A 23,054-nucleotide genomic window follows, 5' to 3' on the forward strand; every position below is an offset into this window, starting at 1 on the left:
CCTCATCGCGAAGCTGGAGGCACGCTACGCGTGTCGCACAAGATGCTGGATAATAAAGCATGACCCGCTTGACGGCTAGCGCCGTCGGAGACCCTTGCAATGCCCGACCAAGATGTACGCTTGCAACACCTGAAAGTTTGGCTCGATGAACAACTGCCGATCCTTTTCACTCAACAGGACTGGGGCGCCGTACCCCCGGCCACGTTGACCGCCGCCAGCAGTGACGCGAGTTTCCGGCGTTATTTCCGCTGGGAAGGCGAGGGTCGCAGTTTGATCGTAATGGATGCGCCACCGCCCCAGGAAAACTGCAAACCCTTCGTGGATATTGCTTTTTTGCTGGCGAAATCCGGCATTAACGTGCCAAAAATTTATGCCGAAGACCTCGAACGCGGCTTTCTTTTGCTCAATGACTTGGGCAACCAGACCTATCTGGACGTGATCAACGGCGAAAATGCCGACGATTTGTTCCGCGATGCCCTGCAAGCCTTGCTGGCTTTCCAGCAATTGCCGATGGTTGCGCCGTTGCCGAGCTACGATGTCGCGTTGCTGCGTCGGGAGCTGGAATTGTTCCCCGAGTGGTACGTCAAGCGCGAGCTGGGTATCGAATTGGATTCGGCCCAGCAGCAACTCTGGCAGCGGGCCAGCGAGCTGCTGATCGACAGCGCCCTGGCCCAGCCCAAAGTGCTGGTGCACCGCGACTACATGCCGCGCAACCTGATGCTCAGCGTGCCGAACCCCGGCGTGCTGGATTTTCAGGATGCGGTCTATGGCCCCGTCACCTACGACGTGACCTGCCTGTTCAAGGACGCCTTCCTCAGTTGGCCCGAGGCACGTGTGCGCGGCTGGCTGGAGAGTTACTGGCAGCAGGCCGGCGCCCTCGGCATTCCCGTCCAGCCGGACTTCGAGGACTTCCTGCGGGCCAGCGACTTGATGGGCGTGCAGCGCCATCTCAAGGTCATCGGGATATTCGCGCGCATTTGTCATCGTGATGGCAAGCCACGCTACCTCGGTGATGTGCCGCGCTTCTTTGCTTATATAGAAGCGGTCATTGCCCGTCGTCCGGAACTGGCACCGCTCGATGAACTGCTGGGCAGCCTGCGGCAATCGGCCGGAGCAACGGCATGAAGGCGATGATTCTGGCGGCGGGCAAGGGCGAGCGCATGCGGCCCTTGACCCTTACCACGCCAAAGCCGTTGATTCGCGTCGGTGGTGTTCCCTTGATCGAATACCACCTGCGGGCGCTGGCCAGGGCCGGGTTCACCGAGATCGTGATCAATCACGCCTGGCTCGGTCAGCAGATCGAAGATCACCTGGGGGATGGTTCACGGTTTGGCGTGAGTATTCGGTTTTCCCCTGAGGGCGAGCCGCTGGAAACCGGCGGTGGAATCTTCCGGGCCTTGCCGCTGCTGGGCGACGAAGCGTTTGTGGTGGTGAACGGCGATGTCTGGACCGACTACGACTTCAGCGCTTTGCGCCGGCCGCTCGAAGGGTTGGCGCACCTGGTGCTCGTCGATAATCCTGAGCATCACCCAGACGGCGATTTCGTCCTGGTCGACGGAAAGGTTCACGATAGGCAAGCGCCTGCCGACAACCTGACCTATAGCGGCATCGCCGTCCTGCACCCGCGGTTGTTCGACGGTTGCTCGGACGGTGCGTTCAAGCTCGCACCGCTGTTGCGCGCGGCCATGGCCGAGGGGCGCGTCAGTGGCGAGCACCTCAAAGGGCATTGGGTCGATGTCGGCACCCATGAACGTTTGGCGCAGGTCGAAACCTTGATAGAAGCGAGCGGTTGATATGTGGTGGCCAGGGACTCTGATTGGAGCCGGGGCGGGCTTTGCCATAGCCAGCATTCCGGGGGCCATGCTTGGGGCATTGTTGGGGCAGGCGCTGGATCGACGCCTGAATCTGCAGGGCTGGGCGCAGGTACGTGAGCGTCTGGGTGGACGCCCGGCGTTGCGCAACGATGAGTTGTTGTTTGTATTGCTGGGGCGGTTGGCGAAAAGCGATGGCCGCGTGGTCGATGGCCACATCCAGCAGGCTCGCCAGGAGATGCGTGCACTGGACTTGAGCGAGTCGGCGCAACGCCGGGCGATCGCCGCGTTCAATCGAGGCAAGTCGGGGAACGATCGCTTGCGCGGTTACATGCGCCGCCTGGCCGTCCAGCCGCATGCGGCTGAAGGGGTATTGCGCGCGTGTTGGCGGATGGTCTGGGCCGATGGGCGTGCCGGTGTCAGCGAGCGAGCACTGGTGGCCCAGTGGGGCCGCTGGTTGGGTTGGACGCCGCAACAGGTCCAGGCGCTGGCGGCTGATTACGAGCCGCAGAAACTGTCGCGGCCCAACAGCGCGGTGACCTATCAGGAAGCCTTGCGCCTGCTGGGGGTTTCGGCCACCAGCGAACCGTCACAGATCAAGCGCGCTTACCGACGCCTGCTCAGTCGTCATCATCCGGACAAGATTGCCGGCAGCGGAGCAACGCCCATGCAGGTGCGTGAAGCCACCGACAAAACCCGGGAATTGCATAACGCCTATCGGTTGATTCGCGAGCGGCGGGATTTTCGCTAGCCCACGGTGGGCGGTGCCGGAGTCAGCCTTACTCCCCCGCGTTCTGCGGATTCAACCAGCCCCGAACCCGACGAAACAGCTGCTCCTGCTCCGCCGCCGGGTTCGGCAGGGCCTTGAGGGACACCTGGCTGAAGGTCGAGCCTTTCAAGCGTTTGCTCGCCTGCAAGCGCTCCAGCGCCGCGTTGCGATCCAGCGGCTTGTCCATGTAGAAAATGTCGGCGGTCGCCAGTTTCAAGGTCGAGGTCAGTTCGGCCAGGGCCGGCTTGGCGGTGGTCGGGGTCTGGGCGGCCACCATCACGAAGCGTTCGACCTGCGAGGGTTGCTTTTCACTCAGGTAACGCGCCGCCCAATAGGCGCCAGTGCCATGGCCCAGCAGCACGATGCGGCGTGCGCTTTGCTGTTCGGCGTAGGCCAGTGCTGCATCGATACGGGCGAAGATGCGCTCGGCGTCGGCCTTGGCATGTTCTTCATCGGTTTGGGCGACGACAGGATCTGCCGCATCGGCTTCGCCGCCTGCGACCTGTTCGATTGGCGCCGCCGTGGTGGCGTCCGGTGCTGCAGCAGCGGTATCGGCCGGCTTGGTCTCGGGCGGTGCTTCCACCACGCGCGGCGCAATGACGTCGCTTTGCAAGTCCGGCAGGGTGATACTCAGGCTGCTCCACTCAACATCGGGCAATTTTTTACGCAACGGGCCGATAGCTTGAGGCCAGTCAGCTGTTTCGCCAGCACCGGGGATTATGATGACTGCGCCCCTGGGGTCGCTGGTATTGGCCGGTTTCCACAGTGCCAGGAAGGCATCGCTGCCGGTCTGTAACTGTTGTTGTTCCTGGGCCGGGACTTTTCGCTCAAGTGCGGTCGCTTCTTCCTGGCTACGCTCAAGCAAGGGTTGGCGCTCGACGGGTTTTTCCTCGGCAGGTTGCTGCGCGGCGGGCGCCGTTTCGCTGGCCTGTACAGAAAAGGCACTTGGCAGGATCAGCGACAGGCACAATGCTGGCAACGCCAGGCGATAAACAGAGGGCATCGGTTATTCCATGACCAGAAGTATTTCCGGCAGCCTAATGGGTTGGTCAGTATTTGTCAGTGCATGAGACTTCGATGATGCGTTTTTGCTGCCTGTGGGTTATCGGCTGTTTATGGCTTCCCTTGATGGCGTGGGCCGCGCCCGCGCCGTCGGCGCACGGGGTGCAATTGAATGCAGGGCAGCGCCAGTGGTTGGTGCAACATCCGCAATGGCGGGTCGGCCTGGTATTACAGGCGCCCTATGCCCAATACGACCGGCGCCTGCAGCGTTTGTCTGGCACTAACGTCGAGTTGATGCAATGGTTGGGCAAGGCGTTGAACGTCGAACTCACCTGGCGCAACTTCCAGGACCTGGCACAACTGGAAGCAGCGGTGCGTGCCGGCGAGGTGGACGTTGCTCCGGGCCTGACCCAATCCCCGGGCGGACTCAAGCTCTGGCAGTTTTCCGACCCCTACATGCGCGTGCCGCAATTGATCGTCGGCGCGCAGAAGGGCGCCGAAGGGGTGGAGTTGGAAAAAATCGACACCCAGGCCCGGGTCGCGGTGCGCATGCCCGGCGCGACGGCCGATTACCTGCGCAGCAACTACCCGGCGCTGAATCTGCAAGGTGTACCGATGGAGCGCGAGGCCCTGCAATTATTGCTGACCCAGCAGGCTCGATACGCGGTGGTCGACGAGGCACAGCTCGGGCGGCTGATGGTCGAGCCCGAATTCGCCGAGCTGGCGGTGGTGGGCGACATCGGCCTGCCGCAGTTGCTGCGGGTTGCCACGCGCCGGGACTGGCCGGAACTGGCCGAGATCATCGACAGCGGATTGCAGGCGATCCCGGCCAAGGAGCTGGAGCAACTGCACAGCCGTTGGCTCAAGCCAAAATATCCACGCCTGACCGAGACCCCGGGCTTCTGGCAGAACTTGACCCTATTGATTCTGGCCCTGCTGCTCAGCAGCGTCGCCATCGTCTTCTGGCAGCGCCGCCAGCAACGCGCACTGGAGCGCCGTTTGCGTGCCGCGAGGGAGGACATCGCCCAGCGTACTGCCAGCGAGGAAGCCTTGCGCCTGACGCAGTTTTCCATCGATCAAAGTACGGTCGGCATCCTCTGGGTCAATTGGGACAGCCACGTGCGTTATGCCAACCGAGCGGCTGAAACCATGCTTGGCTACGCCTCGGGCGCCATCATCGACCGCCCTTTGATCGACTTCGAGCCGGGCTTGCACATGGATCGCTGGCTGAATCTGTGGAAGCGCGCCCGGGCCAGTGAAGAGGGGCCGCAGAGTTTCGAAACCGAATGCGTGCGAGCCGATGGCAGCATCTTGCCGGCTGACGTTTCCCTGAGCTTCCTGCGTTTTCGCGACGCCGAATACCTGGTGGTCTACCTCAACGACGTGACCGAGCGCCGACGTGCCCTGGCGGCGTTACGCGAAAGTGAAGCGCGCTTGCAAGGCATCGCCGCCAACGTGCCGGGCCTGGTCTTTCGCCTGGAGCGGGCGCCGGTGACCGGCCAGATCGACTTTGCCTACATCAGCGAAGGCAGCGAAAGCCTGGTGGGTTATTCCCCTGCAACCCTGGCCCGCAGCGATACCGGGCTGCGCAGCCTGGTGCACCCGCAGGACAAGGCCGATTACCACCGCACTCAGGACCAGGCGCTGGACACCGACAGTGACTGGTCATGGCAGGGCCGCATCCTGACCCGCGAAGGCCAGGAGCGCTGGGCCGAGATCAAGGCGATCACCCGCCGTCTCGAAGATGGCGCTTATGTCTGGGACGGAATTGTCTGGGACATCACTGAAAGCAAGCGCATCGAGCTGGAGCTGGCCAGCTCCCGGGAACAGTTGCGCGAATTGTCGGCGCACTTGGAAAGCGTGCGGGAAGAGGAAAAGGCGCGTATTGCCCGGGAAGTCCACGACGAGCTGGGCCAAATGTTGACGGTGTTGAAGCTAGAAACATCCATGTGTGAATTGGCCTACGCACAACTCGACCCAGGCCTGCATGAGCGACTTAACAGCATGAAGCGCCTGATTGCCCAGTTGTTCCAACTGGTGCGGGACGTGGCGACGGCGTTGCGCCCGCCGATTCTGGATGCTGGCATTGCCTCGGCCATCGAATGGCAGGCTCGGCGTTTCGAGGCGCGAACGCAGATTCCATGCCTGGTGCAGGTGCCGGACAATCTGCCGGCCCTGAGTGACGCCAAGGCCATTGGCCTGTTCCGGATTCTCCAGGAAGCGCTGACCAACGTGATGCGCCATGCCCAAGCGCATACTGTAGAGCTGACGCTGGTTCAGGAGGGCGACGAATTGTGCCTGACCGTCAGCGACGACGGTGTAGGATTTATTGCCGATACGGGTCGGCCAACCTCCTTTGGCCTGGTCGGCATGCGTGAACGGGTGTTGATCATGGGCGGGCAATTGTCCCTGGAGAGTGAGCCGGGGGAGGGGACGACCCTGTCGGTGCGGGTGCCGTTGCATGGGGCCTGATGGGTGGGTTGCCTGGGTGGGCCCAATCGCGAGCAAGCTCGCTCCCACGTTGATTGAGATGTACACATAACCCTGTGGGAGCGAGCTTGCTCGCGATGAGATCCTGAATCTGGAGAACAACGTGATCCGTGTACTGGTAGCCGAAGACCACACCATCGTCCGTGAAGGCATCAAGCAGTTGATCGGCCTGGCCAAGGATCTGGTGGTGGTGGGGGAAGCGAGCAATGGCGAACAGTTGCTCGAGACCTTGCGCCACGTGCCCTGCGAAGTGGTGCTGCTGGACATTTCCATGCCGGGCGTCAACGGCCTGGAGGCGATCCCACGGATCCGGGCGCTGAACAATCCGCCGGCCATCCTGGTGCTGTCGATGCATGACGAAGCGCAAATGGCCGCCCGCGCCCTGAAGGTCGGCGCCGCTGGCTACGCGACCAAGGACAGCGACCCGGCCCTGCTGCTCATGGCGATTCGCAAGGTCGCGGCCGGCGGACGCTATATCGACCCGGACCTGGCCGACCGCATGGTCTTTGAAGTCGGCCTGACCGACACGCGACCGCTGCACTCGCTGCTTTCCGAGCGTGAGTTCTCAGTCTTCGAACGCCTGGCCCAGGGCGCCAACGTCAACGACATAGCCCAGCAACTGGCCCTGAGCAGCAAGACCATCAGCACCCACAAGGCACGGCTGATGCAGAAGCTCAACATCACCTCATTGGCAGAGCTGGTGAAATATGCGATGGAGCACAAGCTGCTCTAAGACTCGCAATTTTCCCCTGTGGGAGCGAGCTTGCTCCCACAGGGGAAATGTGTCGGCATATCCATTTGCGACACGCCCCAATAGCGCTTTTGCCCCTACTTGCGGCGTGCCGCTGCCAACTGCCCACCGTCCTTATCCAATCCCGCCATCCCTGTAGGGCAATCCCTACCCCGACTCTTCCATCCCGCTGAGGTGATTCTCTCCTGCGTCCCGATTTGCGCGGGCCCCAGGCTCCACTAGGCTTGACTCACAAGCAGTCATCAATACAAAAGGTGCGGGTATGAGCCAGGTCGATTCAAGCGCGGGGGCCAGTGATGTGCTGGTCAGCTTTCGTGGTGTGCAAAAGAGCTACGACGGCGAGAACCTGATCGTCAAAGACCTCAACCTGGATATTCGCAAAGGCGAATTCCTGACCCTGCTCGGGCCTTCCGGCTCCGGCAAGACCACCAGCCTGATGATGCTGGCCGGGTTTGAAACCCCAACCGCCGGCGAGATCCTGCTGGCCGGGCGCTCGATCAACAATGTGCCACCGCACAAGCGCGACATCGGCATGGTGTTCCAGAACTACGCCTTGTTTCCTCACATGACCGTCGCCGAGAACCTGGCGTTCCCGCTGACCGTGCGGGGCCTGAACAAGAGCGACGTGAGTGATCGGGTCAAGCGCGTCTTGAGCATGGTCCAGCTGGACAGCTTCGCCCAACGCTACCCGGCGCAATTGTCCGGCGGCCAGCAACAACGGGTGGCCCTGGCCCGGGCGCTGGTATTCGAGCCGCAGCTGGTGCTGATGGACGAACCCCTGGGTGCGCTGGACAAGCAATTGCGCGAGCACATGCAGATGGAAATCAAACACCTGCACCAGCGCCTGGGCGTGACCGTGGTCTATGTGACCCACGACCAGGGCGAAGCCCTGACCATGTCCGACCGTGTGGCGGTGTTCCACCAGGGCGAGATCCAGCAGATCGCCCCGCCGCGCACCCTTTATGAAGAGCCGAAAAACACCTTTGTCGCCAACTTCATCGGTGAGAACAACCGCCTTAACGGCCGCCTGCACAGCCAAACCGGCGAGCGCTGCCTGGTGGAGTTGGGGCGCGGTGAGAAGGTCGAGGCACTGGCGGTGAATGTCGGCAAGCCAGGCGAGCCGGTGACTCTGTCGATCCGCCCGGAACGGGTGAGCCTCAACGGCGCAAGCGAACAATGTGTCAACCGCTTCTCAGGGAGGGTGGCGGAATTCATCTATCTGGGCGACCACGTCCGGGTTCGCCTGGAAGTCTGCGGCAAGAACGACTTCTTTGTGAAGCAACCGATTGCCGAGCTCGATCCCGGGCTCGCCGTCGGGGACGTGGTTCCGCTTGGCTGGCAAGTCGAGCATGTGCGTGCGCTCGATCCCCTTCTAGAGGCGAATTGATCGCCCCCTGCTGTACCAACACCAACCCTGCACGTGGAGAGAACAATAAATGTTGAGATCCCTGAAGTTCACAGCCCTGACACTGGGCATGATGGGTGCGGCAAGCGCGATGGCGGCGGGCCCGGACCTGACCGTGGTGTCTTTCGGCGGGGCGAACAAGGCGGCTCAGGTCAAAGCCTTCTACGCACCGTGGGAAGCGGCCGGCAATGGCAAGATCGTGGCTGGCGAGTACAACGGTGAAATGGCCAAGGTCAAGGCCATGGTCGATACCAAGAGCGTTTCCTGGGATTTGGTAGAAGTCGAGTCCCCGGAATTGTCCCGTGGTTGTGACGAAGACATGTTCGAACAACTCGATCCGGCCCTGTTCGGCAAGGCCGAAGACTACGTCAAGGGTGCTATCCAGCCTTGCGGCGTGGGCTTCTTCGTGTGGTCGACCGTGCTGGCCTACAACGCCGACAAACTCAAGACCGCGCCGACCAGTTGGGCTGACTTCTGGGACACCAAGCAATTCCCAGGCAAGCGCGGCCTGCGCAAAGGCGCCAAGTACACCCTGGAATTCGCGCTGATGGCCGATGGCGTAGCGCCGAAAGACGTCTACAAAGTGCTGGCTGGCAAAGACGGCCAGGACCGTGCGTTCAAGAAGCTCGATGAGCTCAAGCCGAACATCCAGTGGTGGGAAGCTGGCGCCCAGCCACCGCAGTACCTGGCTTCCGGTGACGTGGTCATGAGCTCGGCCTACAACGGCCGGATCGCCGCGGTACAGAAAGAAAGCAACCTGAAAGTGGTGTGGAACGGCGGCATCTATGACTTCGACGCTTGGGCCATCCCACGCGGCCTGGACAAGACCCGCGCCGAAGCGGCGAAGAAATTCATCGCCTTCTCGGTGGCGCCGCAGCAGCAGAAGACCTACTCGGAAAACATCGCCTACGGTCCGGCCAATACCCAGGCTGTACCGTTGCTGGCCAAGGATGTCCTGAAAGACATGCCGACCACCCCGGAAAACATCGCCAACCAGGTGCAGATCGACGTCAGCTTCTGGGCTGACAACGGTGAGCAACTGGAGCAGCGCTTCAACTCCTGGGCTGCGAAGTAACCGCTGACAGAGATCGTTCCCACGCTCCGCGTGGGAATGCCGCCCAGGACGCTCCGCGTCCTTTGTGACGCAGAGCGTCATTGGATGCATTCCCACGCGGAGCGTGGGAACGATCGACTCAGAGGCCAACGTTTTAAAAGAACAGAGGCGGCCCGCCGCCCCTGTAACGATCAAAGAGATTTGCGGAGTTCGCCATGGCCATCGCCGTTCCACTGAACGCGGGCACCAGCCCCACCCTCAAGCAACGGCTCAAGCACGCCGAGCGGATCAACCGCTGGAAGGCCCAGGCCTTGATCGCGCCGCTGGTGCTGTTTCTGTTGCTGGTGTTCCTGGTGCCGATCGTGGCGCTGCTGTTCAAAAGCGTCAGCAACCCGGAAGTGGTGGGTGCCATGCCGCGTACTGTCACCGCCGTCGCTGCCTGGGACGGACGTGGTTTGCCGGGCGAGCCGGTGTACAAGGCAGCCAGCGAAGACCTGGCCGAAGCCCGCAAGAATCAGACCCTGGGCGACTTGTCCAAGCGCCTGAACATGGAATTGGCCGGCTATCGCAGCCTGCTGACCAAGACTGCTCGGGCGTTGCCGTTTGCCACCGAGCCGGCTTCCTATAAAGAAGCCTTGGAAAACCTCGATGAGCGTTGGGGCGACCCGGCGTACTGGCAGGTGATCCGCCGCAACACCAGCAACGTCACCCCGTATTACCTGCTGGCGGCCGTCGATCACCGCATCGATGACCTCGGCGAACTGGCCACGGCCACCCCGGACCAGGCGATCTACCTCGACATCTTTACCCGGACCTTCTGGATGGGCCTGGTGATCACCGCGATCTGCCTGGTGCTGGCCTATCCGTTGGCCTACCTGCTGGCGAACCTGCCTTCGCGCCAGAGCAACCTGCTGATGATCCTGGTGCTGCTGCCGTTCTGGACCTCGATCCTGGTACGTGTCGCCGCATGGATCGTGTTGCTGCAGTCCGGTGGCCTGATCAATAGTGCGCTGATGGCCATGGGCGTCATTGATAAGCCCCTGGAACTGGTGTTCAACCGCACCGGTGTGTACATCTCCATGGTCCACATCCTGCTGCCGTTCATGATCCTGCCGATCTACAGCGTGATGAAGGGCATCTCGCCAACCTATATGCGTGCGGCGATTTCCCTGGGCTGCCACCCGTTCGCCAGTTTCTGGCGCGTGTACTTCCCGCAGACCTATGCCGGGGTCGGTGCCGGTTGCCTGTTGGTGTTCATCCTTGCCATCGGCTACTACATCACGCCGGCGCTGCTGGGCAGCCCGAACGATCAGATGGTCAGCTACTTCGTCGCGTTCTACACCAACACCAGCATCAACTGGGGCATGGCCACGGCGCTCGGCGGGCTGCTGTTGCTGGCGACCATCGTGCTTTATCTGATTTACAGCTGGCTGGTGGGCGCCAGTCGCCTGCGCCTGAGCTAAGGGGAGATCGAAAATGGTGAGTCCTTACATGTCCCCCGTCGAGCGGGTGTGGTTCTACTGCTTGCGCACACTCTGCGGGCTGATTCTGTTGTTCCTGATCCTGCCGGTGCTGGTGATCATTCCACTGTCGTTCAACTCCGGCAGCTTCCTGGTCTATCCGCTGCAGGGCTTTTCGCTGCAGTGGTACCACGATTTCTTCGCCTCGGCCGAATGGATGCGGGCGCTGAAAAACAGCATCATCGTGGCACCGGCGGCGACGTTGCTGGCGATGGTTTTCGGCACGCTCGCGGCCATCGGCCTGACCCGTGGTGACTTCCCAGGCAAGGCGTTGGTGATGGCCCTGGTGATTTCGCCGATGGTGGTGCCGGTGGTGATCATTGGCGTAGCCAGTTACCTGTTTTTCGCACCGCTGGGGCTGGGCAACAGCTTCTTCTCGCTGATCGTGGTCCACGCCGTGCTGGGTGTACCGTTCGTGATCATCACGGTGTCGGCGACCCTGCAGGGGTTCAACCACAACCTGGTTCGGGCCGCCGCCAGCCTTGGGGCTTCGCCACTGACGGCGTTTCGTCGGGTGACCTTGCCGTTGATCGCCCCGGGCGTGATCTCCGGCGCACTGTTCGCCTTCGCGACGTCGTTCGATGAAGTCGTAGTGACCCTGTTCCTGGCCGGCCCCGAGCAGGCAACCTTGCCACGGCAGATGTTCAGCGGCATCCGCGAAAACCTCAGCCCTACCATCGCCGCTGCGGCAACGCTGCTGATTGCCTTCTCGGTGATCCTGTTGCTGACCCTGGAGTGGTTGCGTGGGCGTAGCGAGAAGCTGCGTACTACCCAAGCCTGACGCCCAAGCAAAAACAGTGTGGGAGCGAGCTTGCTCGCGATAGCGGTGATACATTCAAAACAGAAGTTGAATGTTGATCCGCTATCGCGAGCAAGCTGGCTCCCACAGGGGCCTCATCCACAGGTTCCTTATCGCATTCATACGCTGAATGGCAGACAACCCTCAATACCGAGCTATCCTTGTGCCAGCCCATACTCGAATAAGAGGCCGCGCACATGAGTCTTTCCTCATTCAAGATCGCCCATAAACTGATCACCGGTGCCGCTGCCATCGAGCAACTGGCCGCGGAGTTGACGCGCCTGGACGTCGACAACCCGCTGATCGTGACCGATGCGGCGTTGGTCAAGTCCGGCACCGTGGAACTGGCCCTGCAACATCTGGGCGGACGGGACTACGAGATTTTCGACCGGGTCATGCCGGACCCGGAAATCGCCATTGTCGAAGACTGCATGCAAGCCTATCGCGACGGTGGTCATGACGGCCTGATCGGTCTCGGGGGTGGCAGTGCCATCGACATCGCCAAGTGCGTGGGGGTCTATGCCGGTTACCACGGCGAGCTGCAGGATATGTTCGGTGTCGATCAGGTGCCGCGCAAAGGCCCGCCCATGATTGCCATCCCCACTACGGCCGGTACCGGTTCGGAAGTCACCAACGTGGCGATCCTCTCCGACAAGGCTGCGCAGCTGAAAAAAGGCATCGTCAGCGATTATCTGTTGCCGGACGTGGCGTTGGTCAGTCCGCAGATGACCCTCACATGCCCGCGCAGCGTCACGGCTGCCAGTGGCGTTGATGCGCTGGTACACGCCATCGAGGCCTACCTGTCGCTCAATGCTTCGCCAATCACCGATGCCCTGGCCATCGGCGCAATCAAGCTGATCACCCGCGCGCTGCCCAAGGCCTATGCCAACCCGGCTCACCTGCAAGCCCGCGAAGACATGGCCACGGCCAGCCTGATGGCCGGCATGGCGTTCGGCAATGCCGGGGTCGGGGCGGTGCATGCGCTGGCCTATCCGTTGGGCGGGCGCTTTCACGTGTCCCATGGCGTCGCCAACGCTTTGTTGCTGCCGTACGTCATGGCCTGGAACAAGATGGCCTGTGTCGAGCGCATGCGTGACATCGCCGAAGCCATGGGCCTCAAGACCGCGCACCTGAGTGATCTTGAAGCGGCCGACGAAGCCGTGGAGGCCATGGTTGCGTTGTGCGCCGCCGTGGAAATACCCAACGGCCTCAGCAGCCTGGGCGTGACCGAGGAGGTGATTCCATCCATGGCGGTGGAAGCGGCGGGAATAGAACGGCTGATGCGCAATAATCCGCGCAAACTGAGCGCCGCCGATATCGAGAAGATCTACCGCGCGGCGTATTGATCGATTGCCACGGTGGGCGCGCCAAATCTTGAGGTATACAATGCGCGCCATCGTGATTTCGCTCAAAACAGGTGCGTCATGCAGCCCTTCGCTATTGCTCCGTCGATTCTTTCTGCCGACTTCGCCCGCCTGGGCGAAGAAGTGGACAACGTTCTGGCCGCCGGCGCCGACATCGTGCACTTCGATGTCATGGACAACCACTACGTGCCCAACCTGACCATCGGCCCGATGGTCTGCGCGGCGCTGCGCAAGTACGGCATCACCGCGCCGATCGACGCGCACCTGATGGTCAGCCCGGTGGACCGTATTGTCGGTGACTTCATCGAAGCCGGTGCTACCTACATCACTTTCCACCCTGAAGCCACGCAGCACATCGACCGCTCCCTGCAGTTGATCCGCGAAGGCGGTTGCAAGGCCGGCCTGGTGTTCAACCCGGCCACGCCGCTGGACGTGCTCAAGTACGTGATGGACAAGGTCGACATGATCCTGTTGATGAGCGTCAACCCTGGCTTCGGTGGGCAGAAGTTCATCCCGGGTACGCTCGACAAGCTGCGCGAAGCCCGTGCGTTGATCGATGCCTCGGGCCGTGATATCCGCCTGGAAATCGACGGTGGCGTGAACGTGAAGAATATTCGTGAAATCGCCGCCGCCGGCGCCGACACGTTCGTCGCGGGTTCGGCGATCTTCAATGCACCGAACTACGAAGAGGTGATTGCACAAATGCGCGCCGAACTGGCCCTGGCGCGCCCATGAGCGGCTTCGAGCAGCTGTTCCCCGGCAGCTTGCCGCGTCTGGTGATGTTCGACCTCGATGGCACATTGGTCGATTCGGTCCCGGACCTCGCGGCGGCGGTGGACACGATGCTGCTCAAGCTTGGACGCCCGCCCGCCGGCCTCGATTCGGTACGCCACTGGGTCGGCAATGGCGCGCCGATGCTGGTGCGCCGGGCCCTGGCCAATGACATCGATGCCCGAGGTGTCGATGATGCCGAGGTCGAGCGGGCGCTGGAGTTGTTCAATGAAGCCTACGAAGACAATCACCAACTGACGGTGGTCTACCCCGGCGTGCGCTCCACCCTCAAGTGGCTGCAGAAGCAGGGCGTGGAAATGGCGCTGATTACCAACAAGCCGGAGCGCTTCGTTGCGCCGTTGCTGGACCAGATGAAGATCGGTCGCTATTTCCGCTGGATCATCGGTGGCGATACCTTACCGCAGAAAAAGCCTGACCCGGCCGCGCTGTTTTTCGTGATGAAAATGGCCAACATCCCGGCTTCCCAATCCTTGTTCGTTGGCGACTCGCGCAGCGATGTGCTGGCGGCGAAAGCGGCAGGGGTCAAATGCGTGGCGCTGAGTTACGGCTACAACCACGGCCGACCAATCGCCGAAGAGTTTCCGACGCTGGTGATCGACGATTTGCGCCTGTTAATTCCCGGTTGCCTGGACCCGGCCGCTGAGATAACGTTGCCCGACGCTGTTCAATCCTCTTCTGGAAACGCCATCGTGGTGGTCACTCGCAAACTCTGGATGAAAGTCATGAAGGCCCTGGCCCGCTGGCGTTGGCGCACCTGACGTGATCCTGGCCGGTTATCCGGCGCGTTTGCATACCTGACTGTCAGCTCCTCTTGCCACGAGGCACCCCATGATCCGCGAAGAATTCCTGCGTCTAGCCGCTGCCGGCTACAACCGCATCCCCCTTGCCTGTGAAACCCTGGCTGACTTCGACACGCCGCTGTCGATCTACCTCAAGTTGGCCGACCAGCCCAACTCCTACTTGCTCGAATCGGTGCAGGGGGGCGAGAAATGGGGCCGTTATTCCATCATCGGCCTGCCGTGCCGCACGGTGCTGCGGGTCCATGACCATCGCATCAGCGTGACCCACGACGGTGTCGAAATCGAAAGCCTCGAAGTCGAAGACCCGCTGGCGTTCGTCGAAACCTTCAAGGCCCGCTATAACGTGCCGACCATCCCTGGCCTGCCGCGCTTCAACGGTGGCCTGGTGGGTTATTTCGGCTACGACTGCGTGCGCTACGTGGAAAAACGCCTGGGCACCTGCCCGAACCCCGATCCGCTGGGCGTTCCGGATATTTTGCTGATGGTCTCCGACGCGGTCGTTGTCTTTGACAACCTCGCCGGCAAGATGCACGCCATCGTCCTGGCCGATCCGTCCCAGGAAGATGCCTACGAGCAAGGTCAACAAAGCCTGCAAGCACTGCTGGAAAAGTTACGCCAGCCGATCGCTCCGCGTCCCGGCCTGGACTTCAGCAAGCAGTCGGCGACCGACCCGGTATTCCGTTCCAGTTTCACCCAGGACGATTACGAACGGGCCGTCGATACCATCAAGGAGTACATCCTCGCCGGTGACTGCATGCAAGTCGTGCCGTCGCAACGGATGTCCATCGACTTCAAGGCAGCGCCGATCGATCTCTATCGGGCGCTGCGCTGTTTCAACCCGACGCCGTACATGTACTTCTTCAACTTCGGCGACTTCCATGTCGTGGGCAGTTCGCCGGAAGTGCTGGTGCGGGTCGAAGACAACCTGATCACCGTGCGGCCGATTGCCGGTACTCGCCCCCGTGGCGCCACGGAGGAAGCTGACCGGGCCTTGGAAGAGGACCTGCTGTCGGACGACAAGGAAATCGCCGAGCACCTGATGCTGATTGACCTGGGGCGCAACGACACTGGGCGGGTCTCGGAGATCGGCTCGGTGAAGCTCACCGAGAAGATGGTCATCGAGCGCTATTCCAACGTGATGCACATCGTCTCCAACGTCACCGGCCAGTTGAAGGCCGGACTGACGGCGATGGACGCCTTGCGGGCGATCCTGCCGGCGGGCACCTTGTCTGGCGCGCCGAAAATCCGCGCGATGGAAATCATCGACGAACTGGAGCCGGTCAAGCGGGGCGTGTACGGCGGGGCCGTGGGTTACTTCGCCTGGAACGGCAACATGGACACCGCCATTGCCATTCGCACCGCCGTCATCAAGAACGGTGAACTGCACGTGCAGGCCGGCGGCGGTATCGTCGCCGACTCGGTGCCGGCACTGGAATGGGAAGAGACCCTGAACAAGCGCCGGGCCATGTTCCGCGCGGTGGCGCTGGCCGAGCAGACCTCCAGCAACTGAAGTAACTCGATCAGGGTGGGAGCGAGCTTGCTCGCGATGAGGCCGTCATATTCAACCAATAGGTTGACTGACAGTCCGTAATCGCGAGCAAGCTCGCTCCCACAGTTTTTTCTCGATCAGAAATCCAGGCTAACGCCCAGGCTTACCCCTTGCTGGGTCATGTCATCATCCTTGCGCAGTGTATAACCACCCCGTAGCGCCAAGTCGTTGGTCAACTTGTGGCTGACCCCAAGGCTCAGGCGATTGAGGTGGCTCTGTGGCGTGTAGCCTTCCAGTGTGAAGTCGTTGGCCGGCAGGCTGTTGAGGGCGATGTTGACCTTTTGCGTGTCGTCTTCGTACTCGCGTTCGTGGGCATATTCGCCAAACACCTGGGTCTGGCGGGTGATGTTGTATTTGCCTTGCAAGCCAATGCCCAGGCGTTTCGAATCACGGGTCTGGTCATCGAAGGTCAGTGCTGTGGAACGGCTGCTCTTTTCCGAATAACCATCGACTTCCACCTTCGCATAGTCAGCGCTGATAAACGGCGAGAGGTGCCACTCGCTGCCCGGCTGGGCGATGTCGTAGCCCACCCGCGTGCTGAATGCCCATAGATGACCGTCCGTGTTGCCTTTCTCCTGCGCTTCGTTGACGCCCAGGTCGAACTTGCGCTCCAGGTTGTCGTAGTCGAGCTTGCCGCCGGTCAGTGCCGCATCGGCCCACCAGCGATTTTGCTGGAACTGGGCGAAAGCGGTCGCCAGGTAGCTGTTGAGCTTGTAGTCCGAATCGTTATGGCCTGCTTCCATGTCCTGGCGGTAGAAACCGGCGGCGACACCCACGCGCCACGCGTCGTTGAGGCGATAGCTGCCGCCAATGTTCAGGCTGTAGCCGCTGCCGTCGGCGCTGGCGCCGCTGTCCTGGCTGTCCAGGTCCAGATGCTGGCCGCCGCCTGCGACGATGGCTCGCCATTGGCCGACGGCCTGCCAGTTCTCCCAGTCCGATTGCCACTGGCTGCGCAACTCGTCCTGGTGGGCGCGTAGGGTCGAGTGGGCCATTTCCGGTAGCAACGTCAGCTCCCATGGTGCCGCGAGCAGGGAATAGGCGTAGTCGGCGATCAGTTTTTGTCCGGTTTCGGTCGGATGGACCGCGTCGTTGTAGATCAGCTTGGTGGGATCAGGCGTGGCGCTGTTGATGCCGTAGGTGGCGTTTTCCGTGCAGCCGTTGCCGCTGAAGCAGGTCGCGGTGAGGTTCTCCCCGGTGGCGAGGCCGAATCTTGCCGGGTCGGCGAAGCTTTCCTTCAGCAAAAGCGGAATGTTCAATGGAATGATTTCAGCGTCGATGCCTTGCAGTCGCGTGATCAACTGTTGGTTGAACTGGTTGCCCAGTTGCGAAAAGGCGTCTTGCAAAGGACCGCCGTTGAGGGCCGGGGTCAAGCCCAGGTCGGGCAACAACCAGACCATCACATAGCGGGCACCGGCCGTTTGCAGCACCTGGACGCTGTCGGCCAGGCGGTCTGCGGCGGCGTTCGCTTGCTCGGGGGTCAGCACCCGACCTTGTAGGAAGTCGTTACCACCACCGGAAAGGTAATACAGCGCATTTGGATCGGCGCGCAGGCCATTGGACTGCAGATAGCCGGGACGGCTGCGCTCGCCGGTGTCGGACACGCCGGTAATCGACTCGAGGATCTGGTCGGTACGATAACCGCCCACCGCCCAGTTGTTGCCGTCTGCCAGCCCCTCGCTGGCGCGGACCGCCGAAGTGGAAGCGGCGGTCTCGTCAGCGGAATAACCCAGGCGCCCACCGAGCAGTTGGGTTGAGTTGGCGGAGTAGGCTTCGCCGCTGCCGTCGGTGTAGATCGGACCGGTTCGGTTGGTATAGCGCTCGGTCGAGCCGGGCGGACCATTCGGGTCGGCGAACTGGCCAGCGTCGTTGAGGCTGTCACCGAACACGATGAACTTGGAATAAGGGTTGGGGCCGGCGTTCGCTTGGGCGCAGGCGAGCGCAAGCAGGCAACCAGCAATCGGTACGAACAACGTCTTCTTTGTCATGGGAAAGTCCGTTTTTATCTTATTGTTGTTAGAAAACGAAACGACAGTACCAAAAACTTCCGGCGTTTTGCCATCTATCCGGAACGTCGCGATTGTTTCAAAGCCCTTCGGGATCGGTCATATTGCGTGCTCCGCCCAGCTAAGCTACTGTGCCGGGACGTATGAACGAGACTTTCCCTGTGTCGATTGTCAGCAAACTTCTGGATCAAATGATCAAGGCTCACGCCCGCTGGCGTTGGCGCGCCTGAACATTCTCCGCCGGCCTTGCCGGACCTGTACCGATTTGCCTTCTTTACCCGCTTGTAGAGCCGCTTCGCAGGGGCATCACTTGCCTCGCCAAGCGCAGCAGCGTGCGGGTCACTCTCTGAAGGCTGTATTTAAAGTCAGTGAATTCAATAGGTTGCTTACGCCATGTTGCTGATGATCGATAACTACGACTCTTTTACCTACAACGTTGTGCAGTACCTCGGCGAGCTGGGCTCCGAAGTCAAGGTCGTGCGCAACGACGAATTGACCATCGCCGAAATCGAAGCCCTCAAGCCTGAGCGCATCGTGGTTTCGCCCGGCCCTTGCACGCCGACCGAAGCAGGCATCTCCATCGAAGCCATCAAATATTTCGCCGGCAAGCTGCCGATCCTCGGTGTCTGCCTGGGGCATCAGTCGATTGGCCAAGCGTTCGGCGGTGACGTGGTGCGCGCCCGACAGGTCATGCACGGTAAGACTAGCCCGGTATTCCACGAGGACAAGGGCGTGTTCGAGGGGCTGAATCATCCGCTCACCGTAACCCGCTACCATTCCCTGGTGGTCAAGCGCGAAACTCTGCCCGACTGCCTGGAGTTGACGGCCTGGACCCAGCTTGAGGATGGCTCGGTCGATGAAATCATGGGGCTGCGCCACAAGACGCTGAATATCGAGGGTGTGCAATTTCATCCCGAGTCTATTCTCACCGAACAGGGCCACGAACTGTTCGCCAACTTTCTCAAACAAACCGGCGGCACGCGCTAAGGACTTTTCATGGATATCAAGACAGCCCTGAGCCGTATCGTCGGCCATCTCGACCTGAGCACCGACGAGATGCGCGACGTGATGCGCGAAATCATGACCGGCCAATGCTCGGATGCGCAGATCGGCGCGTTCATGATGGCCATGCGCATGAAGAGTGAGAGCATCGATGAAATCGTGGGTGCGGTTTCGGCGATGCGTGAGCTGGCGGACAAGGTCGAACTCAAGACGCTGGACGGTGTGGTGGATGTGGTCGGTACCGGCGGTGACGGCGCCAATATCTTTAACGTTTCCACGGCCTCGTCGTTTGTCGTCGCGGCGGCCGGTTGCACCGTTGCCAAACACGGCAATCGGGCAGTTTCCGGCAAGAGCGGCAGTGCCGATCTGCTGGAGGCGGCCGGCATTTACCTGAACCTGACGCCGATCCAGGTGGCACGCTGCATCGATAACGTCGGCATCGGTTTCATGTTTGCCCAGACCCACCATAGCGCCATGAAACACGCTGCCGCGCCGCGCCGCGAGCTGGGGCTGCGTACGCTGTTCAACATGCTCGGCCCGCTTACGAATCCGGCCGGCGTGAAGCATCAGGTAGTCGGTGTGTTCAGCCAGGCATTGTGCCGGCCATTGGCTGAAGTCTTGCAACGCCTGGGCAGCAAGCACGTACTGGTGGTCCATTCGAAGGATGGGCTGGATGAGTTCAGCCTGGCGGCGCCTACATTCGTGGCCGAACTAAAAAATGATCAGATCAGCGAGTATTGGGTCGAACCTGAAGACCTCGGCATGAAAAGCCAGAGCCTGCACGGGCTGGCAGTCGACAGCCCGGCCCAATCGCTGGAGCTGATTCGTGATGCCCTGGGTCGTCGCAAGACCGAGAATGGCCAGAAAGCTGCTGAGATGATCGTGCTCAATGCCGGTGCCGCGTTGTACGCCGCTGACCACGCCAGCAGCCTAAAGCAAGGCGTGGAACTGGCCCATGATGCGCTGCACACTGGCCTGGCCAGGGAAAAGCTCGAAGAGTTGGGTGCATTTACCGCCGTATTCAAAGTGGAGAACGAAGGATGAGCGTGCCAACGGTTCTGGAAAAAATTCTGGCTCGCAAGGCCCAGGAAGTGGCTGAGCGCAGCGCTCGGGTCAGTCTGGCCGAGCTGGAAAACCTGGCGCGTTCAGCGGATGCGCCGCGCGGCTTTGCCCAGGCTCTGATCGATCAGGCCAAGAAAAAACAGCCGGCGGTGATTGCCGAAATAAAGAAGGCGTCCCCCAGCAAGGGCGTGATTCGTGAGCACTTCGTCCCGGCCGAGATCGCGCGAAGCTACGAGAAGGGTGGTGCGACCTGCCTCTCGGTGCTGACCGACGTCGACTTTTTTCAAGGGGCCGACGACTACCTGAAGCAGGCGCGGGCGGCATGCAAGTTGCCGGTGATCCGCAAGGACTTCATGATCGACCCGTACCAGATCATCGAAGCGCGTGCGCTGGGCGCCGACTGCGTACTGTTGATCGTTTCCGCCTTGGACGACGTGAAAATGGCCGAACTGGCGGCCGTTGCCAAAAGCGTCGGGCTGGATGTCCTGGTGGAAGTCCACGACGGTGTCGAGTTGGAGCGAGCCCTGAAAACCCTCGATACCAAACTGGTCGGCGTGAACAATCGCAACCTGCACACTTTCGAAGTGAGCCTGGAAACCACCCTGGACCTGTTGCCGCGCATTCCGCGCGATCGCCTGGTCATCACCGAAAGCGGCATCCTCAACCGGGCCGATGTCGAGCTGATGGAAGTCAGCGATGTGTACTCATTCCTGGTGGGCGAAGCGTTCATGCGCGCCGAGAACCCGGGTACGGAATTGCAGCGACTGTTCTTTCCTGAACGAGGCCTGCCGGTGAGCGGCTCGACGCTGGACTGATCCATGCCGCCTGTGATTTCCCTCACCGTCGAAGCTGGCCTGCAAGCCGAACAGGATCTGTTGGCCAGCATCTGCGCGGGCGACGCCGAGTTCGGCCTGCTGCTCTGGCAGCCCAACGATCGTGCGCTGGTGATGCCGCGTCGCTTGAGTCGCCTGCAGGGGTTTGAACACGCCTGTGAAGTATCGGCTGCTCATGGCTGGCCTGTCTTGTTGCGTGAAACGGGTGGCGAACCGGTGCCGCAGTCGGCCGCTACCGTCAATATCGCCCTGGTCTACGCACCACCACGCTGCGAAGGTGACCACGGACGTATCGAAACCGGGTATCGCCGGTTGTGCGATCCCATTTGTCAGCTGTTGGACGAGTTGGGCGGGGTGGCTTCGCTGGGAGAGGTGGAAGGGGCTTTTTGTGACGGGCGCTTCAACGTCAATCTCGACGGCCGGAAAATGGTGGGCACCGCTCAGCGCTGGCGCCAGAGCAAGGGTGGTCAACGTCCGGTGGGGCTGGTTCATGGCGCGCTTTTGCTGGAGAACGAGCGCGAGTCCATGGTCGCGGCAGTCAATCGCTTCAATGAGGCCTGTGGCTTGGAGCAGCGAGTGCGGGCCGAGAGCCATATTGCCCTGCATGAAAAATTCCCAGCGCCTCACGCGCTGGAGCGGCTCGACGTTTTGTACCGGAAGCTGCTGACCAATCTGCTGGGCCCTTAACGCGTTCCGAACACCACCATGGTCTTGCCTTTGACGTTGACCAGGTTGCGCTCTTCCAGATCCTTGAGAACGCGACCGACCATTTCACGCGAACAACCGACAATCCGCCCAATCTCTTGGCGGGTCACCTTGATCTGCATGCCGTCCGGGTGGGTCATGGCATCGGGCTGCTTGCACAGTTCCAGCAGGCAACGTGCGACACGTCCGGTGACGTCGAAAAATGCGAGATCGCCGACCTTGCGGGTGGTATTGCGCAGGCGTTGTGCGATTTGTCCGCTCAGGACGTAAAGAATGTCCGGGTCTTGCAAGGACAGTTCTCGGAATTTGGCGTAGCTGATTTCCGCAACTTCACATTCAATCTTGGTCCGTACCCAGGCACTGCGCTCCTGCTCCTTGCCCGCCTGCTCGAACAACCCCAGCTCACCAAAAAAATCTCCGGAATTGAGGTAGGCGATGATCATTTCCCGGCCGTCGTCATCCTCAATCAGGATAGTGACCGAGCCCTTGATGATGAAAAACAGCGTCTCGGAACGATCTCCCGCACAAATGATGTTGTGTTTGGCTGGATAGCGGCGGCGCTGGCAATGCATCAAGAGTTTGTCGAGATTCTTGATCTTGAACGTGGGAGTAATGGCAACCATGGTTGTATCCCGAAAGACTGCGCAGTGTGATGGTTTGATTTTTTTATAGACGCGAATGGCTATCGCTAAAAGCTGGCCATGCGCCAGCGAGTTGGCGTATGGCCAGCTTAACAGAGGCGTCCTCAATTGATTTGAGAATTTACCTACATGCTGGCAGGTCAGGTCTCCTAAGACGCAGAGCAGTCATGCCGGAGCGCTGTGCTAAGCTGGCGACCCTTTTTTAACAGTGGAGTCTTGGCGATGAAGGCACGCATCCAATGGGCTGGCGAAGCCATGTTCCTCGGTGAGTCAGGCAGTGGTCATGTGGTCGTCATGGACGGCCCGCCAGAGGCCGGTGGGCGGAACCTCGGTGTTCGGCCGATGGAAATGCTCCTGCTGGGCGTGGGCGGTTGCAGCAACTTTGACGTGGTCAGCATTCTTAAAAAGTCCCGCCAGGCCGTCGAAAGCTGCGAAGCTTTCCTGGAGGCAGAACGCGCCACTGAAGATCCCAAAGTGTTTACCAAGATCCACATGCACTTCGTGGTGAAGGGGCGAGCCCTGAAGGAAGCTCAGGTCAAGCGCGCGATTGAACTGTCCGCCGAGAAATACTGCTCGGCTTCGATCATGCTTGGCGCCGCCGGGGTCGAAATCACCCACGATTATGAAATCATCGAGTTGGGTTGAGTCGATAGCCGACTGGCCGTATTGAAGTTTTCGGACAGAAAAAGGCGACTTCCCTTG

The 23,054-nt window shown here is 61.0% G+C and carries 21 protein-coding genes; 18 read left to right on the forward strand and 3 right to left on the reverse strand.

The annotated features are described in order from the left end of the window. Positions 1-99: 99 nt before the first annotated feature. From AB4O22_RS29655 to AB4O22_RS29665, 3 genes are read left to right on the forward strand one after another with little or no spacing between them, the layout of a single operon-like run. On the forward strand, positions 100-1,125 hold the full coding sequence (locus AB4O22_RS29655) for an aminoglycoside phosphotransferase family protein (RefSeq protein WP_223471391.1): 1,026 nt from the start codon (positions 100-102) through the stop codon (positions 1,123-1,125). Beyond that, the gene (gene murU, locus AB4O22_RS29660) at positions 1,122-1,793 is read left to right on the forward strand and encodes an N-acetylmuramate alpha-1-phosphate uridylyltransferase MurU (RefSeq protein WP_038857685.1); all 672 of its coding nucleotides are present in this window, start codon (positions 1,122-1,124) and stop codon (positions 1,791-1,793) included. Before AB4O22_RS29655 ends, murU begins: the two co-directional genes overlap by 4 nt. 1 nt (position 1,794) lies before the next feature. After that, on the forward strand, positions 1,795-2,562 hold the full coding sequence (locus AB4O22_RS29665; protein WP_223471390.1) for a TerB family tellurite resistance protein: 768 nt from the start codon (positions 1,795-1,797) through the stop codon (positions 2,560-2,562). 28 nt (positions 2,563-2,590) lie between these two features. Here the strand turns inward: AB4O22_RS29665 and AB4O22_RS29670 are convergent, their stop codons facing one another. Next, complete coding sequence (locus AB4O22_RS29670; RefSeq protein WP_223471388.1) at positions 2,591-3,583, reverse strand: alpha/beta hydrolase family protein; 993 nt, start codon at positions 3,581-3,583, stop codon at positions 2,591-2,593. Between the two features lie 74 nt (positions 3,584-3,657). Between AB4O22_RS29670 and AB4O22_RS29675 the strand changes: the two genes are divergently transcribed. The 10 genes from AB4O22_RS29675 (at position 3,658) to trpE (ending at position 16,067) form a co-directional block, all read left to right on the forward strand. Continuing rightward, the gene (locus AB4O22_RS29675) at positions 3,658-6,054 is read left to right on the forward strand and encodes a PAS domain-containing sensor histidine kinase (RefSeq protein ID WP_027912956.1); all 2,397 of its coding nucleotides are present in this window, start codon (positions 3,658-3,660) and stop codon (positions 6,052-6,054) included. Positions 6,055-6,175: 121 nt separating this feature from the next. After that, positions 6,176-6,805 carry a response regulator gene (locus AB4O22_RS29680; protein ID WP_003206156.1) on the forward strand — a complete coding sequence of 210 codons (630 nt, stop codon included), beginning with the start codon at positions 6,176-6,178 and terminating at the stop codon, positions 6,803-6,805. Between the two features lie 280 nt (positions 6,806-7,085). Further along, positions 7,086-8,210, forward strand: a complete 1,125-nt coding sequence (locus AB4O22_RS29685; RefSeq protein ID WP_003206154.1) for an ABC transporter ATP-binding protein — start codon at positions 7,086-7,088, stop codon at positions 8,208-8,210. Positions 8,211-8,259: 49 nt separating this feature from the next. After that, the gene (locus AB4O22_RS29690; protein WP_003206153.1) at positions 8,260-9,303 is read left to right on the forward strand and encodes an ABC transporter substrate-binding protein; all 1,044 of its coding nucleotides are present in this window, start codon (positions 8,260-8,262) and stop codon (positions 9,301-9,303) included. 194 nt (positions 9,304-9,497) lie between these two features. After that, the gene (locus AB4O22_RS29695) at positions 9,498-10,745 is read left to right on the forward strand and encodes an ABC transporter permease (protein WP_003206151.1); all 1,248 of its coding nucleotides are present in this window, start codon (positions 9,498-9,500) and stop codon (positions 10,743-10,745) included. A gap of 13 nt (positions 10,746-10,758) precedes the next feature. Beyond that, positions 10,759-11,583, forward strand: a complete 825-nt coding sequence (locus AB4O22_RS29700; RefSeq protein WP_003206148.1) for an ABC transporter permease — start codon at positions 10,759-10,761, stop codon at positions 11,581-11,583. Positions 11,584-11,798: 215 nt separating this feature from the next. Further along, positions 11,799-12,947, forward strand: a complete 1,149-nt coding sequence (locus AB4O22_RS29705; protein WP_003206146.1) for an iron-containing alcohol dehydrogenase — start codon at positions 11,799-11,801, stop codon at positions 12,945-12,947. Positions 12,948-13,025: 78 nt separating this feature from the next. Beyond that, on the forward strand, positions 13,026-13,700 hold the full coding sequence (gene rpe / locus AB4O22_RS29710; RefSeq protein WP_003206143.1) for a ribulose-phosphate 3-epimerase: 675 nt from the start codon (positions 13,026-13,028) through the stop codon (positions 13,698-13,700). Then, a complete protein-coding gene (locus tag AB4O22_RS29715; RefSeq protein WP_003206141.1) occupies positions 13,697-14,515 on the forward strand; it encodes a phosphoglycolate phosphatase in 819 nt (272 codons plus the stop codon). The genes rpe and AB4O22_RS29715 overlap by 4 nt, the downstream gene beginning before the upstream one ends. 70 nt (positions 14,516-14,585) lie before the next feature. Continuing rightward, the gene (trpE, locus tag AB4O22_RS29720; protein WP_003206140.1) at positions 14,586-16,067 is read left to right on the forward strand and encodes an anthranilate synthase component I; all 1,482 of its coding nucleotides are present in this window, start codon (positions 14,586-14,588) and stop codon (positions 16,065-16,067) included. Positions 16,068-16,183: 116 nt separating this feature from the next. On the opposite strand, the gene estP is transcribed toward trpE, so the two are convergent. Beyond that, the gene (gene estP / locus AB4O22_RS29725) at positions 16,184-18,091 is read right to left on the reverse strand and encodes an esterase EstP (protein ID WP_223472741.1); all 1,908 of its coding nucleotides are present in this window, start codon (positions 18,089-18,091) and stop codon (positions 16,184-16,186) included. Between the two features lie 411 nt (positions 18,092-18,502). Between estP and AB4O22_RS29730 the strand changes: the two genes are divergently transcribed. The 4 genes from AB4O22_RS29730 to AB4O22_RS29745 are packed head-to-tail and all read left to right on the forward strand — an operon-like array spanning position 18,503 to position 21,693. Then, a complete protein-coding gene (locus tag AB4O22_RS29730) occupies positions 18,503-19,096 on the forward strand; it encodes an aminodeoxychorismate/anthranilate synthase component II (RefSeq protein WP_003206137.1) in 594 nt (197 codons plus the stop codon). 9 nt (positions 19,097-19,105) lie between these two features. Next, positions 19,106-20,155 (forward strand): anthranilate phosphoribosyltransferase, encoded by a 1,050-nt coding sequence (trpD, locus tag AB4O22_RS29735; protein WP_003206134.1) that lies wholly within the window; start codon positions 19,106-19,108, stop codon positions 20,153-20,155. Next, positions 20,152-20,988 (forward strand): indole-3-glycerol phosphate synthase TrpC, encoded by an 837-nt coding sequence (gene trpC / locus AB4O22_RS29740; RefSeq protein ID WP_223472742.1) that lies wholly within the window; start codon positions 20,152-20,154, stop codon positions 20,986-20,988. The genes trpD and trpC overlap by 4 nt, the downstream gene beginning before the upstream one ends. Before the next feature lie 3 nt (positions 20,989-20,991). Then, on the forward strand, positions 20,992-21,693 hold the full coding sequence (locus AB4O22_RS29745) for a lipoate--protein ligase family protein (RefSeq protein ID WP_223472743.1): 702 nt from the start codon (positions 20,992-20,994) through the stop codon (positions 21,691-21,693). Here the strand turns inward: AB4O22_RS29745 and crp are convergent. Continuing rightward, positions 21,690-22,334, reverse strand: coding sequence for a cAMP-activated global transcriptional regulator CRP (gene crp, locus AB4O22_RS29750; protein WP_003206128.1), 645 nt, complete (start codon positions 22,332-22,334; stop codon positions 21,690-21,692). The genes AB4O22_RS29745 and crp overlap by 4 nt on opposite strands. A 240-nt stretch (positions 22,335-22,574) precedes the next feature. Here crp and AB4O22_RS29755 point away from each other — a divergent pair, with 240 nt between their 5' ends. After that, the gene (locus AB4O22_RS29755) at positions 22,575-22,997 is read left to right on the forward strand and encodes an OsmC family protein (RefSeq protein ID WP_003206127.1); all 423 of its coding nucleotides are present in this window, start codon (positions 22,575-22,577) and stop codon (positions 22,995-22,997) included. Positions 22,998-23,054 lie beyond the last annotated feature (57 nt).

This window comes from Pseudomonas sp. S3_B11 (assembly GCF_054667715.1).